18 protein-coding genes are annotated in these 15,084 nt (G+C 44.3%); 3 read left to right on the top strand and 15 right to left on the bottom strand.

The window, feature by feature from the left end; genetic code table 11:
* Nucleotides 1–30 precede the first annotated feature (30 nt).
* The 4 genes from AC58QC_RS10815 to AC58QC_RS10800 form a co-directional block, all read right to left on the bottom strand.
* Entirely contained in the window at nucleotides 31–954 is a 924-nt protein-coding gene (locus AC58QC_RS10815) for a tyrosine-type recombinase/integrase (protein ID WP_497415142.1), read from the bottom strand.
* 170 nt (nucleotides 955–1,124) lie between these two features.
* Nucleotides 1,125–1,376, bottom strand: a complete 252-nt coding sequence (locus tag AC58QC_RS10810) for a YolD-like family protein (protein ID WP_173108267.1) — start codon at nucleotides 1,374–1,376, stop codon at nucleotides 1,125–1,127.
* A gap of 23 nt (nucleotides 1,377–1,399) precedes the next feature.
* Nucleotides 1,400–1,603 carry a YwbE family protein gene (locus AC58QC_RS10805; RefSeq protein ID WP_477596430.1) on the bottom strand — a complete coding sequence of 68 codons (204 nt, stop codon included), beginning with the start codon at nucleotides 1,601–1,603 and terminating at the stop codon, nucleotides 1,400–1,402.
* A gap of 159 nt (nucleotides 1,604–1,762) precedes the next feature.
* Complete coding sequence (locus AC58QC_RS10800) at nucleotides 1,763–2,962, bottom strand: MFS transporter (protein ID WP_497415141.1); 1,200 nt, start codon at nucleotides 2,960–2,962, stop codon at nucleotides 1,763–1,765.
* A gap of 141 nt (nucleotides 2,963–3,103) precedes the next feature.
* Between AC58QC_RS10800 and AC58QC_RS10795 the strand changes: the two genes are divergently transcribed.
* Both AC58QC_RS10795 and AC58QC_RS10790 read left to right on the top strand, forming a co-directional pair.
* Nucleotides 3,104–3,967: a helix-turn-helix domain-containing protein gene (locus tag AC58QC_RS10795; protein ID WP_497415140.1), complete on the top strand. Its 864-nt coding sequence runs from the start codon at nucleotides 3,104–3,106 to the stop codon at nucleotides 3,965–3,967.
* A 92-nt stretch (nucleotides 3,968–4,059) separates the two neighbouring features.
* On the top strand, nucleotides 4,060–4,344 hold the full coding sequence (locus AC58QC_RS10790; protein ID WP_497415139.1) for a hypothetical protein: 285 nt from the start codon (nucleotides 4,060–4,062) through the stop codon (nucleotides 4,342–4,344).
* 110 nt (nucleotides 4,345–4,454) lie between these two features.
* Here the strand turns inward: AC58QC_RS10790 and AC58QC_RS10785 are convergent, their stop codons facing one another.
* The 4 genes from AC58QC_RS10785 to sigV all read right to left on the bottom strand — a co-directional run bounded on the left by AC58QC_RS10785 (nucleotide 4,455) and on the right by sigV (nucleotide 6,475).
* The gene (locus AC58QC_RS10785) at nucleotides 4,455–4,715 is read right to left on the bottom strand and encodes a DUF3892 domain-containing protein (RefSeq protein WP_497264218.1); all 261 of its coding nucleotides are present in this window, start codon (nucleotides 4,713–4,715) and stop codon (nucleotides 4,455–4,457) included.
* A gap of 61 nt (nucleotides 4,716–4,776) precedes the next feature.
* The gene (locus AC58QC_RS10780; RefSeq protein WP_497415138.1) at nucleotides 4,777–5,016 is read right to left on the bottom strand and encodes a hypothetical protein; all 240 of its coding nucleotides are present in this window, start codon (nucleotides 5,014–5,016) and stop codon (nucleotides 4,777–4,779) included.
* Nucleotides 5,017–5,075: 59 nt separating this feature from the next.
* A complete protein-coding gene (rsiV, locus tag AC58QC_RS10775; protein ID WP_497415137.1) occupies nucleotides 5,076–5,963 on the bottom strand; it encodes an anti-sigma-V factor RsiV in 888 nt (295 codons plus the stop codon).
* Nucleotides 5,964–5,965: 2 nt separating this feature from the next.
* Nucleotides 5,966–6,475, bottom strand: coding sequence for an RNA polymerase sigma factor SigV (sigV, locus tag AC58QC_RS10770; protein WP_497415136.1), 510 nt, complete (start codon nucleotides 6,473–6,475; stop codon nucleotides 5,966–5,968).
* Nucleotides 6,476–6,630: 155 nt separating this feature from the next.
* On the opposite strand from sigV, the gene xerS reads away from it, so the two are divergent.
* A complete protein-coding gene (xerS, locus tag AC58QC_RS10765; protein WP_497415135.1) occupies nucleotides 6,631–7,713 on the top strand; it encodes a tyrosine recombinase XerS in 1,083 nt (360 codons plus the stop codon).
* A 3-nt stretch (nucleotides 7,714–7,716) separates the two neighbouring features.
* Here xerS and mgrA read toward each other — a convergent pair whose 3' ends face one another.
* The 7 genes from mgrA to AC58QC_RS10730 form a co-directional block, all read right to left on the bottom strand.
* Entirely contained in the window at nucleotides 7,717–8,706 is a 990-nt protein-coding gene (gene mgrA, locus AC58QC_RS10760) for an L-glyceraldehyde 3-phosphate reductase (protein ID WP_497415134.1), read from the bottom strand.
* 179 nt (nucleotides 8,707–8,885) lie between these two features.
* On the bottom strand, nucleotides 8,886–9,911 hold the full coding sequence (locus AC58QC_RS10755) for a phosphotransferase (protein ID WP_497415133.1): 1,026 nt from the start codon (nucleotides 9,909–9,911) through the stop codon (nucleotides 8,886–8,888).
* 24 nt (nucleotides 9,912–9,935) lie between these two features.
* Entirely contained in the window at nucleotides 9,936–10,442 is a 507-nt protein-coding gene (locus AC58QC_RS10750; protein WP_497415132.1) for an ADP-heptose synthase, read from the bottom strand.
* Between the two features lie 162 nt (nucleotides 10,443–10,604).
* Nucleotides 10,605–11,222: a ribonuclease H-like YkuK family protein gene (locus tag AC58QC_RS10745; protein ID WP_497415131.1), complete on the bottom strand. Its 618-nt coding sequence runs from the start codon at nucleotides 11,220–11,222 to the stop codon at nucleotides 10,605–10,607.
* Between the two features lie 84 nt (nucleotides 11,223–11,306).
* Nucleotides 11,307–12,266, bottom strand: coding sequence for a C40 family peptidase (locus AC58QC_RS10740; protein WP_497415130.1), 960 nt, complete (start codon nucleotides 12,264–12,266; stop codon nucleotides 11,307–11,309).
* Nucleotides 12,267–12,407: 141 nt separating this feature from the next.
* The gene (locus AC58QC_RS10735; RefSeq protein ID WP_497415129.1) at nucleotides 12,408–12,704 is read right to left on the bottom strand and encodes a hypothetical protein; all 297 of its coding nucleotides are present in this window, start codon (nucleotides 12,702–12,704) and stop codon (nucleotides 12,408–12,410) included.
* Nucleotides 12,705–12,772: 68 nt separating this feature from the next.
* Nucleotides 12,773–15,076, bottom strand: a complete 2,304-nt coding sequence (locus AC58QC_RS10730) for a thiamine pyrophosphate-dependent enzyme (RefSeq protein WP_497415128.1) — start codon at nucleotides 15,074–15,076, stop codon at nucleotides 12,773–12,775.
* Nucleotides 15,077–15,084 lie beyond the last annotated feature (8 nt).

The raw sequence follows: 15,084 nt of genomic DNA, 5'->3' as shown, positions 1-15,084 counted from the left end.
TATATGCAGAAAATTTACATATTAGTACACTTAGAACCCCATACCAGTAGGAATAAACGCTGATACGCGATTCATCGCATCCTGCTTTTGTTTATCCCCTACGTGCGTATAAATTTGCGTTGTTTGAATGCTCGCATGTCCGAGCAGCTCTTGCAGCGTCCTGATATCCGTCCCTGCAAGCACCTGCATCGTAGCGAACGTATGCCTCAGCTTATGGCTGGAAAACGACTTGCCTTGCAGCTCGATATACTTCCCTTTCAAGCTGCCGAAATGCTTCTCGGCAATCGTTTGAATCATTCGGATACTTATGCGCCGACCGAATTGTGATACAAAGAATGGCTGCTCCGCACCATTCCTCGCTTCCATGCGCTCTTCAAGCGCGCGCTCGAGCACTTGAACGATTTCGCCTGGAAGCGGGATCACACGCCACTTGCGTCCTTTGCCGAGGACCATCAAAGATTTCGTACCACGATTGAAATCGGACATATTCAAGCGGTGAAGCTCACTGACGCGCAAGCCGGCATAGCTCATCAATAGGAACATCGCCACATTGCGAATCTGGTATTTCCCTTCAATAGACTGCAAAAAGACAGAGAGCAGCTCCTCACTCAGAAAGGTCGGAACTGGATTCTTCTCCACCTTCGATTTCTTGACGGTTATCGAGGGATTGTGAACGACAATCTGCAGCTCAACGAGCGCTGCAAAAAAAGTGCGGATCGACGAGAGATAACGATTTCTCGCCGCATCTCCTGCCCCTCCCTGACGCATTCTCGTCAAGAATCGCATAATGTCAATCGCCTCGATTGAAGGCAAAGCTTTCTCTCCGAGGCTCGCTAGAAATAAACGAACATCACCAAGGTAGGCTTGCTGTGTTCGTTTCGTGAACCCCTGGTCCTTCATCCAGGAGTCAAATAGCTCCAAATACTCGTCATCATACGCTAGTCTAGTGTCCATGCTGTTAATCTCCGTCCGTTACAAGCTAAATTGCGTTAAATATAGATTTAGTGCAATTTTTTTATAGAAAAAATCGCTTATTCTCCACTCTTATAACCAGTCATGAAGCTGACGTGGTCTGCAGAAGCAAAGAATAAGCGTATTGTAAGTTTCATTTCCATTCACACAACTTAATCCCGCGGATACTCTACCTTCATAATATCCATAAAAGGCACCTTATCCAACTCGCCCTTACAATCCATATGTACTCTGCCCGTACGTGAATCCATCGTCGCGATCGTGCCCCGTACCGTTTCTTCACGTCCCCAAACGGTCAGCACAATCTCGGAATTTTCCATCTTCGCTTCCGACAACTGGTTCCCGATTTCTTCTAGCACGAATTCATCTCGCGTAGGCCGCTTCGCTACTTTTGCTTTTGCCATGCTCTGCTCTCCTCCATGATCCGTCAGTTAGACGGCGTAATAATTTCCTTCACGCGACCTACCTGGCCATCCGTGAGTCTTACTTTTATACCATGGGGATGTGTCGGTGAATTCGTCAATAAATCCTTCACGATCCCGCGTGTAAGTTTCCCGCTTCGCTGGTCTTGCTTCAACACAATGTTCACTTCTCTGCCGGGCATAACATCTTTCCGATTTTGTCCATTCATGCTGCGTATGTCGCCTGCTTTCATGCCATAGTGTGATTTATTATACCATAGTTTCCCCATCCACCCCATCTCGAGGGACATTTTTCCGTGAAATTATATTTAACCACATTAATTATTTATTCCATTAATTAAATACGTGCACATAAAAAAAGCGGGAATCTATGATTCCACGCCTTGTATAACACTCTTCACAGCTGAATCATCGCTTTTTCTAGAGAAATAAGGGATTAACAAGGCGCTTGAGAAACTAAAGATCATCACAGCCTTGAATACGAATCCATCGAAGTCCTGAATCCCGAGGATCAACGCCAACAGGAACATACGAGAAATAACAAGCATGAGCTCTCGCCATACCATCACTCTCGTTTGATGAATGGGTTCTAATTGATAGGTCGCAAGAAATTGTCTGGAGCTCCAAATCGTAGCGAAGAAAAACAATCCGATCGTCGTTAATATGTTGGATAGAATCAGAATCATTGGCGTCGGGAATAGCGCTAACAAAAAGCCTGCAGCCGCGGCCCCCATGCCAAAGGTTAACCATTTGTTGTCACTAATCTGACGAGTACGACTAAACCGACGATAGATGAACACACACGCAATAGTGAACGTTGTGTACATGATTTGCAGCAAGGCGATGTTAAGCTTATCTTGTGTAACTGAAAAGGTGAAGATCAGCGAGAAAATTCCCTGAAACTGAATAAAAAATCCGCCAGCAACAAGTGAAGGAATCATCCATTTCAACTGTGGAGTTGAGAATACTTGACCCAAGCGGAACTTACGAAACACGGGTTCATTCGCTTCTTTCAAAGAAATGGGTGGAACGAAATACGATGTAAAAATCATAAGTGCGATAAAGATGAACATAATGAAGAAGGATGCTGTAAAACTTAACCACTTAATGATCACTGCGAATAGTAATGGATTTAGGAAAGAAATCAACTGACCGATCACACTAACAGCTGAAAAAAAAGCGGTAAACTCCTTCCCTTTTCCGAAAAGGGAGAGCCCCATATTTTGCGCAGAGCCGTAAAGACCATTCGTAAGCCCAACAGGAATTGCGATCAAAGTAATATACAGGATTTTAGGCTCAAAATGCACCCAAGAAAGAAGGACGAAGGTGATCCCTGCACCGACGGCAGCCACTCGCATAACTGAGCCGATCGTGAACTTGGATAAAAGATTCGCACCATACATAAAGGCAACGCCCCAAGCTAGAAACATGATCAGGTTGAACCATGCGACGTCAAAGATTGAATTTCCCTTCTCCCATATGAAAAGGTTAATAAAAATACCCATATAGTTAAAAATAATTCCAGAACTCAGACTCATCAGTAATAATCGTTTTAGCGCGGGTGTCATGTGTTCTCACTTTCTGAACGAAATTTTGGTAAACTGGGTTACGAAGGCATGAATTCTCATTTATAATGATAATAGACGAAAGTTAATGCGTTTTAACTTTCAATATCATACCACGGAGTTAGCTCGGAAGGAATGTATGTTATGCCCAGGTTCATGGACGATACGATAAGTCCCTATCCACTTCGAATCATCACTTTACCCATTGATGCCAGTAAATTAAAGCTGCAATCCCTCCGTATTCTCCATGTTGGACATTTGCCTGGTCGGATTATGTATCGGAGCCATGCCACGTTCGAGAGCTTTGCTATTGTATATATCGCAGGAGGCATGGGAACATACCAAGTTAATGAAGGGCCAGTTCAGAAAGTCGAAAGCGGCAGCCTATTCTTCTTCCGTCCGAATACAGTTTATCATTATGGTCCTGATCCAGGCGGCTTTTGGGACGAGTATTATTTCACTCTCGAAGGCAGCCGCGTGAAAGAATGGCAGGACAGCTGGCTCACAGAGCTAGATCAAGTAAAACAGGTTGCGCTTGAAGATGCTGCACAGCATAATCGGATTGAACGCATTTTCATCGGGATGGAAAGTGGCATTCCCGCCAATATTGATCGGGCAGCATTGCTTGTGGAGTCATTGCTATTTGAATTTATCCAACGGGCCGAAGCCACAATTGAAACGACGAAGACGCAGACATTCATTAATCTCATCGATGAACTCAGCAATTCGTTATATCAGCCATTTGATGCGCACAGTATCGCCAAACGCCATCACATCTCACTTTCTACCCTTCGCAGAATCGTCAGCGAATATTCCGGATATCCGTTAAATACGTACATGCACAGAATGAAAATGGCCGAAGCCAAAAATATTTTGTTGAATACGACCAATTCCGTGAAAGAAATAGCCGATTCACTAGGTTACAAGGATGTATTCTACTTCTCACGTATATTCAAAAAATATGTAGGTGTGTCCCCTCTCATATTTCGAAATACGATGCATACCTAGCCGCAAAAATTTCCGACTACATAGCACGACTTGTCACATTGCTGCATATGATAGATTGAAAGCAAATCTTCGTATGTGGAGGTGAATCAGACATGGCACTTACACTATCGGGTTTAATGCTTTATGCAATGTGGCTTGTCTTAGGGGTCATGGGTCTTAGTTTTGTAGTAGATTTGTTCAAATCGTTTGCATCTGGAACTTTTTCCGGCTCTACGGTTACGTCTTACTTAAAAGACCTATTGTACTTTGTTTTCCCTTTATTTTTGCTTTCCAACATGATGCCGCTTGATCATACCGATTTCATTCTGAAAATCGCGTACTATCTCGGTGCACTTGGCGTCGTATACCATTATGTCGGAGGCTATTTTAAAAAATAATGTGCAAACGCATTCAAAGCTGCTGAGTCCACTCAGCAGCTTTTTTTAATGCACAAAAAGCTGCTTACCCGAAACACATTGGTAAGCAGCAGCTTTTTAACCAAACGGTTTTAAAACCGTGGTAAATTCGATAGATTATTGCTTGGATCTCCATCGGGATAAGAACGCAAGGTTTTCTCTCCTTTTCGATTCACACCTGTATTCGCATCTTCGATTAGATCAGCTTCCGTCATCTCAATCGCAGTCTGAACATCCACCACTTGCCCATTTTGAAATTGAACAGCTTGGATACTCCCGTCTTCATAATGCACCGATTGAATCATCGCTTTATTCGGATCAATCGTATGTGGACCACTTTTACGTCGCGGCATAAAGATTTCCTCCTGTTCTATTGCGCATTTGAATAACCCCACGAAAGTGGGGCCTCAGCTTCTATGACTGCGTAGACTCACTCTGCGTCTTCATTTCTTGCTTTAAATCTTCCGTCTTCTGCTGCGCTTGCTTGATTTGGGTTTGAAGATCCTCCAACTGCTGCTCAGCCTCAGTGAGAGCGGCAGCCGTAGCTTGCGAATAGATTTGCTGTGCAACTTGCAGCGTTTGCTCTGCTGCTTGTTCTGCCTTTTGGGCAACTTCCTTAATTTGTGCTAAGCCAAGTTCCTTTTGTTGCGGCATGGTAATACCCCCAGCTGTTGTTTTGCATACCCAATTAATGTAGGCAACAATGTCCCATTTTATTCGGGAGAAAGATAAGCATGTGTGCTTAACAGATCAGTTAGAAGGTTGGTCGGTATGATGAATTCAGGTCCACCCATGTAGCCAGGCGTAACTTCATATTTCTGAAACACAATGACAAGCTTGCCATCCTTATTGATATAGAAGCTATGATCCTTTTTGATCGTCTTAAAGTAAAAATTCACGTTATTCGGAACACCCTCCACCCAATAGATTTTGGCAGGGTCATCCTTCATCCGTTGGACCATTTGTTGCTTAATGTACTCACTAATGATTTGAATATAACCCTCATGCTTAAATAAGCTTGGCAATGAAATAAGCAATTGGTTTTTCTTATCAATCGTGTCATATTGGAACGTCGTTGAGGAGGAACCTACCGTATTAACGACATATCTCCCCACTGCAAGGATTTGATCATTGTCTGTTTTAACAACATAACCACTATCTACCCCAAGATGTCCCTCTAAGCCACTTGCCTTCATTTTCTCGATATCTACCATAAAATCCGTGTAGAGCTTTTTACTTTCCTCCAAATACTTCGCATTTAAGGATTCCTCTAGCTCTTTATTTTCCATATCCGTAATAACAGGAACTTCTATTTTCGCTTGGTGCGCACCATCATCATACTGATATTCTCGAAAAGTCAGTACTTTCATCCATTTGCCAACTATGGGCATTTCGGATAAGGTTTGGGCCAACGCTGGGCTCGTATTAAGACCTGCTACCAGTACAATAACCGCTGCCGCGACAGCCGCTGATGACCACTTCAAATTAGTTCTCGGCTTTTTTCTATGTTGTTTAATGGCTTGATTGACAATGAAATCGAGTTCTGCAGGGATCGGAATTTCCATATAGTTTTGTTTCATTTGCTCTAATTTCTCGTCCATGGTTAGTTTACCTCCACTAGCTTATCATCGTCCATTTTTATCCGTAAAAGCTTAAGTGCCTGGTAGAGCCGCGTTTTGATCGTACTCGTATTTTCCTTTAACACCTCAGCGATTTCATCGATCTTCAAATCTTCAAAATACCGAAGCGTAATGACACTGCGATACATCGTCGGCAAATCCTCCAGTGCCCTTTCCAAATCAATATTCGTATAGGCATCTTCACTGCCAGGCGTGATTGCTTCCATCGTTACATCATCCATAACCGTAAGCTTCTTATGCTTTCGTAGGAAATCCAAGGAGGTGTTGACGACAATTCGGTAAAACCAGCTTTTGATCGATGCATTGTTTTTCAAAGAATTAGAGGCTGCAAAAGCCTTCTGAATCGCCTCTTGCACAATGTCGAGTGCATCCTCCTGATTTTTCACATAGCTGTAAGCAAGTCGATATACGTTCTCCTTGTGTTCCGTTATGCAAGTTATTAATTCGGTTTCTAGCTTCCTATTCATACTCATGTGGTTGATGACGCTCCTTTTACCGCGCGGTTTTGAGAACTGAATCTTGTTGTAGCTAAGACGTATCAGGGTCAAGAATAGTTTGATTGTCGTGCCTACCAATTTCATGATTCCACTGGTATACTTACAGCAAGACGCTTATGAGGTGAACTGCTATGAATATTATTAAAGTCAAAGATCGCCATGAGTTAGATCGACGCGTTCCTTCGATGCCGTGGTATATTGAGAAATTTATTAATTATAAGCTGCCAGACCTCTCACCCTCATCGCTACTTGAATATGTACGTGATTATGAAATCTTCCTGTCTTGGCTGCTAGCGGAGGGCTTAAGCACAGCAACTGTCATGAATCAGGTTCCACTTGAGGATTTAGAGAAGCTGCATATGGACAGCATCAATAATTTTCGCATGTTCCTTGCCACCCGTAAAGTACAAGCTAATGGTAAAACAACGATTAATCGCAAGCTTTCCGCACTTCGTTCCTTATTTCATTATTTGAGTCAAATTGCTGAGGATGATAACTTCTACCCGCTCCTGAAGCGGAATGTAATGGCTAAAGTGGAAATTAAGCGTTCACACAAGGCGAAAGACAGCGCGGCGAAACTCGAAGGCAAGCTGCTGCAAGAGGAAGAAATCGTGGAGTTTATTGCTTATGTGAAGGAAGGCTATGAGCACGATGTTGCGAAGAATAAACAGGCGCTTTACGCCTATGAATTAAATAAGGTTAGGGATGCTTGCATCGTTACACTCATCCTTAATTCAGGGTTGCGTGTTTCTGAGGTGTTCAACCTGAACGTTGATGATATTGATTTGAAAATGAAGCTCGCCCATGTCTATCGAAAAGGTAAAAACGACGATACGTTCAAAACGCCGGTATACTTTCGTCTCGATGCAATCCAAGCCCTCACGGACTACCTGGCTATTCGCTCCTCGCGATACAAGCCAGCCAAAAAAGAAAAAGCCCTCTTCGTTGCCATGGCAAATGGCAAAAAAGAAGGCGAACGTATGACGAAAAGAGCGATTCAAGAACTTGTGATCAAATACGCCAAACGCTTTGGCAAGCCGTACTTATCCGTACATAAACTGCGACATTCCTTCGCCACCGATTATTACTTACAGAACGACTTGTACAAAACACAAGAGCAACTCGGCCACGCCTCACCGGAGACAACGCAAATCTATGCGCATCTTACGGATCGAACGATGTCCGAGGCTATTGATAAACGACTGGAATCCTGAAGATTACTTCAGGATTTTTTCGATTGCAGCTAACTCTTCCGGAGCAAACTCCAGGTTTTTCAATGCAGCAACGTTTTCCTCGATTTGAGATACACGGCTTGCACCAATTAAAGCTGAAGTTACGCGCTCGCCGCGAAGCACCCAAGCAAGCGACATTTGCGCCAAGCTTTGACCACGGGAGCTAGCCAATTCATTCAATTGGATAATTTGGTTTAGCTTTTCTTCCGTAATGTCTTTTTCTTTCAAGAATTGGCTTTTACCGCCAGCTCTCGAATCTGCCGGAATGCCGTTCAAGTATTTATTTGTCAGTAAGCCTTGAGCAAGCGGACAGAATGCGATACTTCCTGCGCCGAAATCATCCAGTACATCCTGCAAACCACCCTCGATCCAGCGGTTCATCATGCTGTATGAGGGTTGGTGAATAAGAAGCGGTGTACCCAAGCCCTTAAGAATGGAAGCAGCTTCTTTCGTTTGCTCAGCTGTGTAGTTGGAAAGCCCAACGTAGAGTGCCTTACCTTGACGAACGATTAGATCCAATGTCGCCATTGTTTCTTCGAACGGCGTATTCGGATCTGGTCGGTGGGAGTAGAAAATATCAACATAATCTAGACCCATTCTTTTTAAGCTTTGGTCTAAGCTAGACACCATGTTTTTCTTGGAGCCCCATTCGCCGTAAGGACCTTCCCACATGTGGTAACCCGATTTTGTCGAGATGATAAGTTCGTCGCGATAAGCGCCTAGGTCACTCTTGAGTACACGCCCCATCAATTCCTCTGCGGAGCCTGGTGGCGGTCCATAGTTGTTTGCTAAATCAAAGTGCGTAATCCCCAAATCAAAGGAACGAAGAAGCATAGCTCTCCCGTTCTCGTGTAGATCTAGACCACCGAAATTGTGCCACATGCCCAAAGAAATAGCTGGAAGCTTAAGCCCCGATTTCCCTGTACGATTATATTTCATTTCTGCATAACGAGTTGAACTAGCTTGATAGACCATGATTGTCCTCCTTCACATTTCTAAGAAAACTTTCTTAGGTAAATAACTTATGTATTTACTAAAGTTTTCACAAGTATCCTGTAACCTATGTACTAGTATAGTTGAAGCCTTACAACAAAAAAAGAGCTGAAAAAAACGTGTCTTACTAACCAAAAGGTTAGTAGGACACGTTAAAAGGACTATATTTGTTCAAAACGAAGCCATGCGTTATGCTCTTGCAGCCATTTCGTTTTCTCATACGTATTTCGAATAATATCTACCAATACGCCTTGAGGATCCACCCCATCTAAGTAACGTCCCAGAAAATGAATAAAGACATCCAGTCGGCGGAGCTCAATTAACAATGGTAAAATGCTTATTTCTTCCTCTGACAATCGAACAAACTGACGATACCCTTCATAGAAAGCTCTGCTATTCGCATTGAGTCTCTCTTCCGCCAATGTTGGATCAACTAAATCCGACAAACATACGGCTAGCTCCATGACACGCGCATCAATCGTTACAAATTCAAAATCGAGAATGGCTGCTATACGCCACTCGTCATCCACCAGCATATTTGAGCCATTAATATCGCCATGAACGAGCTGATGTGGCAGCTGTCTTATCGTTGGAATCGCGGCATATATGGCCATATAGCGATTAAATATATAAGCAAGTTCATCCTGCTGATCCATGAAAGGTTCGGGCGGTTGCAGCGCAAACACGCGAATCGCATCCGGATTACAGCTTGGATGAATATGTTCAATTTCATAATAAGGTGCATATTCTGGCTTATCTCCAATAGAAATCCTAGCTAAGCTGGAAGATAATTGTCCTACCGCTTTCCCCATGTCTTGCAGCTGAAGATAACCTAATTCAATCGGATTATGGCCCTCCGTATAAGTAAATAAGGCCGCAAGCTTGCCACCATCATCCCCCAGTGTCACCACCGTTCCTCCCGTTGGCAGCTCTAGAGGCATAGGAATTTCGAAAGGAAGCTCATCTTTCATTTCAGCTAACCGAAGCAAGACGTTATGCTCAAACCTTATTTTGTTCCGGTCCCGGTGCGTTTCATATAACCGTAGAACATAAGTTCGATCATTCACTTCGACGAATCGTGTTGTATTATTCATCCCGCCTGCACCAACACGAAGCGTCCACGTTTGAGATGGAAACCAATTGGCGGGAAGTAACGCTAATTGTTCCTCTTGTTCAATGACTCGCATAATGCCTTGACTCAGCTCCTCTACTTATACCTGATTGTCGCCTTCTACTGCGAACTCAAAATCCTCCACATCGAATGCTTCTACAGGTATTGCAAACTCCACTAATCGCTCAATAAAATCAAACTGATCTGTTAGTAGAACAGATTGTTCCTTGATCGCGGTTAAAATTAATTCCGTTTCGATCGGGTCAAATTGATCCCCATAGGCCTCATTATCTATCGCATATACGATCTTCAGCGTCACATGCTCATTAATCGGTAACGGAGGGCTTTTCCCCCATGGAATGGACAATGCTTTTTCTATTTTTTTCTTATTAAAAGATTCCTCAAAGAACGCAATGAGCTCACCAATCATTTGTTTGACAAAACCATCATCCTCATGCTCTAACATAATGGGTTCAGGACTGCTGTGAAGTTCATATAGCTCTTGTATGGTCGTATAAGGAATCAAATAAGTCACAGGCTTTGATGGCAGCATGAGCTGGCCATGCACGGCTAACATCACAGCTTCGATAATAAACGTTTTGCTCATGGAATTCCCCCCTTATGCTACAATCATCATTCAGCAATACTTCGCTAGAAAGATCGGAAATCCTTTTTTCAGGCAGGTATGTATATCAACGCTCCAATAAAAATAAAACCGCTAGCTCCCTAGATCGCTTTGACCATCCGAGCTAACGGTTCTCTAAGCTGTTTATAAACTGCCATCAAACACCTCGTTGTCCTCATACAGGGGGCGAAATGGTTTCTTGGAATAGCGATTCGCATACGCTGACGCGACATAACAATCAGGTTTAATGACCGGAACCATTCCGACCGATTCCACACGTCGTACCATCTCTTGGACGAATTTTGCCGTCCGATTTCTATTCTCGTCATCTCCCGCATCAATATGAATGAACATATCGAAAGTGGCTCCTTGATACAGATGAGGAAGAACAATATTTTCCATATCTAATCGCTTGTTTTCGTCAAAATACATCGCAATCTCTTCACTTAAAGAGGTTTCCATAGAAAGTTTTTCTTTGATTGAGTGAAGGGCTCTTGGTACGATCACTTGACGATAACATGCCCACGCTCCTTTCCCTAGCCGCTGGATCACTACGCCGGTAATGAATTTCGTATGACCTGTGTGCACCTGACAATCCGTACCAATAATGAATTTATAGGTTGCCACGGGGTCAAGACGCATGAAATGAAGAATACGCTCGTGCACGGTATCCAGGTTAAGTCCTCTTTCCGATGTGTTCCTAAATTCCAGTGGTTGGTTCGTCGTCGAAGGTTTCAAGGATAAGGCTCTCCCTTTCTCCATAATCTATAGAAAAAGGCGGATGCTCAAGGCAGCACCCGCCTCTTCTATAGTATATGGCAAACCTTGCCTGTTCGAACCATCAACTTATTTTAAAACTGACCCACCGTACAAAAATCGATTTTCCCACTGCTTGCCATCAATTGTATCCACACGAACGCCGCCTGATTCAATGGAATAGGTGTGCAGCATTTGACCGTTGCCTAAGTATAAACCAACATGGGTAACCGGCTCGGTTAGTACATTGATACCATCGTAATCAGAAGCTTTGGATCCTTTATAGCTGCTGAAAAATAAGAGATCCCCGCGTTTTAAATTCGTCCATTCCTTCACAATCGGTCCCAATGATCTCACATAGCTGCCTTGAGCAGCAGAATCACTTGGCAAGGACAGACGAAGTGCCTCCCAGAACATCGTTTGAACAAAGTCAGAGCAATCGAATGTAGAGGGATCATTACGTTCGGAACCAAATTCATAGGGAGTCCCCATGTAGACTTCTCCCGCGTCAATCACAGCTTCGATCTCATCCGCTACTGGCATGTTAGGTTTGATAACGGAGAAATCCGCTGTTATGTATTTACTGCTGCTGCTCATATATCCACTGACGCCGTTAGCATCTTTCACTTTATACCAGTTATCATTCACTTTATCGGTGACGAGAACTTCTTCCCCTTTGCTCAGCATTCGAATCACCTTCGAACCTGAACTTGCATCTGATGACGGCAGCGTACGGAAATTAACGCCATAAATGATTTGAGCATTGCTGACAATCGTTATGTATTTGCTGTTTGTTGATACGTATCCGTTTACACCTTGCGCATCCTTAATTTGAAACCAATTCACAGTTGTATAGTCTGTCACGGTAACAATTTCATTCGCTTTCAGCATGCGAAGTACATTACTGGAGGTTGTTGGTTGATCTCGAAAGCTTACACCAGCAACGATCCGAGCCTTGGTCGTGACTCCCTCTTCAGCATGCGTTTCTTTGGGTAGTATAGTTGTCAATGCCACCATCAATACCGCAATAACCATCGTCCACTTTCTCACTGTATTTCCACCCACCCCATATGTTGTTAAATTCTTGAATCGTATCCTTATTATAGTTTGAGGGGGCCAAGCACGAATATAGGTGAATGGTAGGGTTTATTGCCAAATGGTGTATGGCGATTAGCCTATTGACGCCACGGTTTAATTTTCCAATTTGCGAACTTCAGCCTTTCTTGTTAATACAGACCAAAATAACTGCATCTGAGAGGAATTCTTTAGCTTTACATTCCCTATTTTCATCTCATTTTCTTCCAGTTCGATAATATCCCATTGGCTTGTATGACTAACCGACTGTGATTCTAAAAAAAGCAGTGCCTGCTCATTCGCTTCATCCTGCTCTGGCCAAAACTTCACACCATAATAAGCTAGACCATAATGATTAACTAGCATACACGTATAGATTTGTTCGGTTTCTTTGTTCTGCAAGACATAAGGCATTTCCTCTCTACCTCCAATGAAAAAGGCACATTCACCACGAGGGGAATGTGCCTTCGTTTGTTTGCTAATTACAAATACGCATTCTCATGCTTGGCTTTCAACATATTCCAACGACGCTCTACTTCCGTCTCAAAGGATTTCAGCGATCCCTCATACTCTGGTTTCGTGAGATGCTTCGTTTTACCCATCGTTTTCAGCCAGTCGGATAAAGGAATCTTCTTACTCTTATCTTCCGGATTGTACGTGATAGACGTGACACCATGCTCTACCTCATAGAGCGGGAAGAAACAAGAGTCAACCGCAGCCCCAACAATGTTAGAGCCTTCTTGATCATCCGACAGCCAGTTCAGTGGGCAAGCAATGAGGATTTTCCCATATACTAATCCCTCATGCTGCGCATACCACTGTGCCTTTGCTGCTTTCTTAACCAGATCCTGCGGGTACGCCTCGGAACCGGTAAATACATATGGAATATGAGTGGCAGCCATAATTTGGGCCGTATCTTTGTGATGGAACACTTTACCACCCTGATGCTTCCCAACGTTGGACGTGGATGTCCGATGTCCCATCGGCGTTGAATAGGACAGCTGAGCGCCTGTGTTCATGTAACCTTCATTATCGTACTCTAGAATAATCATTTTATGATTCCGTAAGGCAGCCCCAATAGCAGGACCCATCCCGATATCCATACCGCCATCGCCCGTAATCATGACGAAGGTGAAATCATCCTTCAATCCCAGATGATCAAGTTCACCGCGACGCTTGCGCTCCCAGAACATCTCTACAACGCCTGACAGCGTTGCTGCGCCATTCTGGAATAGATTATGGATATATGTAGCTTTATGCGCTGAATACGGATACCCCGTCGTAACAACCATCGCGCAGCCTGTATGGAAGATGGAAACAATGTCGCCTTCTATCCCTTTGAAGAACAGCTCAAGCCCAGAGAAAATACCACAGCCAGGACATGCGCCATGTCCCGGAGCTATCCGCTTCGGCTTCTTCGTTAAGGAGCGGAGTGGCGGAATGCGTACATTCAGTTTCCCCGTATTCTCGTCCGGTGTGACCGTGATAAGCCCTGTATTCAAATCCTCATACTTCATTGGTGTCAAAACCCGCTTCGGTGCTTTCGAGGGATCCCCCGGCGTGTGGCCGTAGTAATCGAAAGGCACGTCCACCTTGCCGCTCTCCATCGCGTCAATGGCGAATTGGAACAGATTATGCCCATCCTCGGCATAAAAGTCTTTGCCACCTAAGCCATAGATTCGGCTTATTACAAGCGTATCTCTGTTCCCATTCGTGAACAGCGCCGCTTTAATTTCGTTGACCATATTGCCGCCATGCCCGCCATAGGAATCCGCGCGATCGCCCACGGTGATCGCTCTGACATTCTTCAGCGCCTCTGCGATCTGCTTCGCTGGGAAAGGTCGGATCAGGTTCGGTGCGATCGAGCCTGCTTTAATTCCCTTCTCGCGGAGCTGGTCGACGACATCCTTGATGATTTCGGAAGCCGAATTCATCAGGAATACCGCGACTTCCGCGTCCTCCATCCGATATAGCTCAAGAATCGGATAGTCACGGCCTGTCAGATCGGCATATTCCTGCCGGATGCGATCATACACACCCTCAGCGTTATACATGGCCATCGACTGCTGGTAGCAGTTATTAATATAATCCGGTTCATTCATATACGGTCCAACCGTTATCGGATTATTGCGATCTAAGGTGTCTGGGAAGCCCTGTGGCTTCTCACCTACGAATGCTTGCACATCAGCCCGATGTGCGAAGGTTTGCACTCTGCGCTTTTGGTGAGAGGTGAAATAGCCATCTGAAGCGACCATAACTGGCAAACGCACCTCAGGATCCTCGGCTAATTTGAGCGCCATAATATTCATATCATACACGGCTTGAGGATCACGACACATTACGATCGGCCATCCCGTATTCAAGGCATAATAAAGGTCTGAATGATCGCCGTGAATATTCAGAGGTCCTGAAACGGAACGACAAACCAAATTCATAACCATGGGGAAACGGGTTCCGGATTGAACCGGCATTTGTTCCAACATGTACAAATAACCGTTAGCGCTCGTCGCGTTAAATACGCGGCCGCCAGCAGTTGAAGCGCCATAGCATATGCCTGCTGAACCGTGCTCACCGTCTGCAGGAATTAAAACAATGTCATGCTGTCCATTGGACTTCATGAGATCTAGAAACTGAGCTACCTCCGTTGATGGTGATATCGGAAAGTATCCCATGACATGATAATTAATTTGATGCGCCGCATAGGCCGCCATCTCATTCCCTGATTCATACACAATGCGCTGCTCGACTTTGGCTTGCCCTAATTCCTGTTTGATATCAATGGACATGCGAGTAG

It is taken from the genome of Paenibacillus sp. J22P51 (assembly GCF_059692215.1).
This window is presented reverse-complemented; position numbering and strand designations above follow the sequence as displayed.

Excerpts from the sequence above, each read along its gene's own strand:
- AC58QC_RS10815 (WP_497415142.1), bottom strand. The coding sequence starts at position 954 with ATGGACACTAGACTAGCGTATGATGACGAGTATTTGGAGCTATTTGAC.
- AC58QC_RS10810 (WP_173108267.1), bottom strand. The coding sequence starts at position 1,376 with ATGGCAAAAGCAAAAGTAGCGAAGCGGCCTACGCGAGATGAATTCGTG.
- AC58QC_RS10805 (WP_477596430.1), bottom strand. The coding sequence starts at position 1,603 with ATGAATGGACAAAATCGGAAAGATGTTATGCCCGGCAGAGAAGTGAAC.
- AC58QC_RS10800 (WP_497415141.1), bottom strand. The coding sequence starts at position 2,962 with ATGACACCCGCGCTAAAACGATTATTACTGATGAGTCTGAGTTCTGGA.
- AC58QC_RS10795 (WP_497415140.1), top strand. The coding sequence starts at position 3,104 with ATGCCCAGGTTCATGGACGATACGATAAGTCCCTATCCACTTCGAATC.
- AC58QC_RS10790 (WP_497415139.1), top strand. The coding sequence starts at position 4,060 with ATGGCACTTACACTATCGGGTTTAATGCTTTATGCAATGTGGCTTGTC.
- AC58QC_RS10785 (WP_497264218.1), bottom strand. The coding sequence starts at position 4,715 with ATGCCGCGACGTAAAAGTGGTCCACATACGATTGATCCGAATAAAGCG.
- AC58QC_RS10780 (WP_497415138.1), bottom strand. The coding sequence starts at position 5,016 with ATGCCGCAACAAAAGGAACTTGGCTTAGCACAAATTAAGGAAGTTGCC.
- rsiV (WP_497415137.1), bottom strand. The coding sequence starts at position 5,963 with ATGGACGAGAAATTAGAGCAAATGAAACAAAACTATATGGAAATTCCG.
- sigV (WP_497415136.1), bottom strand. The coding sequence starts at position 6,475 with ATGAGTATGAATAGGAAGCTAGAAACCGAATTAATAACTTGCATAACG.
- xerS (WP_497415135.1), top strand. The coding sequence starts at position 6,631 with ATGAATATTATTAAAGTCAAAGATCGCCATGAGTTAGATCGACGCGTT.
- mgrA (WP_497415134.1), bottom strand. The coding sequence starts at position 8,706 with ATGGTCTATCAAGCTAGTTCAACTCGTTATGCAGAAATGAAATATAAT.
- AC58QC_RS10755 (WP_497415133.1), bottom strand. The coding sequence starts at position 9,911 with ATGCGAGTCATTGAACAAGAGGAACAATTAGCGTTACTTCCCGCCAAT.
- AC58QC_RS10750 (WP_497415132.1), bottom strand. The coding sequence starts at position 10,442 with ATGAGCAAAACGTTTATTATCGAAGCTGTGATGTTAGCCGTGCATGGC.
- AC58QC_RS10745 (WP_497415131.1), bottom strand. The coding sequence starts at position 11,222 with ATGGAGAAAGGGAGAGCCTTATCCTTGAAACCTTCGACGACGAACCAA.
- AC58QC_RS10735 (WP_497415129.1), bottom strand. The coding sequence starts at position 12,704 with ATGCCTTATGTCTTGCAGAACAAAGAAACCGAACAAATCTATACGTGT.
- AC58QC_RS10730 (WP_497415128.1), bottom strand. The coding sequence starts at position 15,076 with ATGTCCATTGATATCAAACAGGAATTAGGGCAAGCCAAAGTCGAGCAG.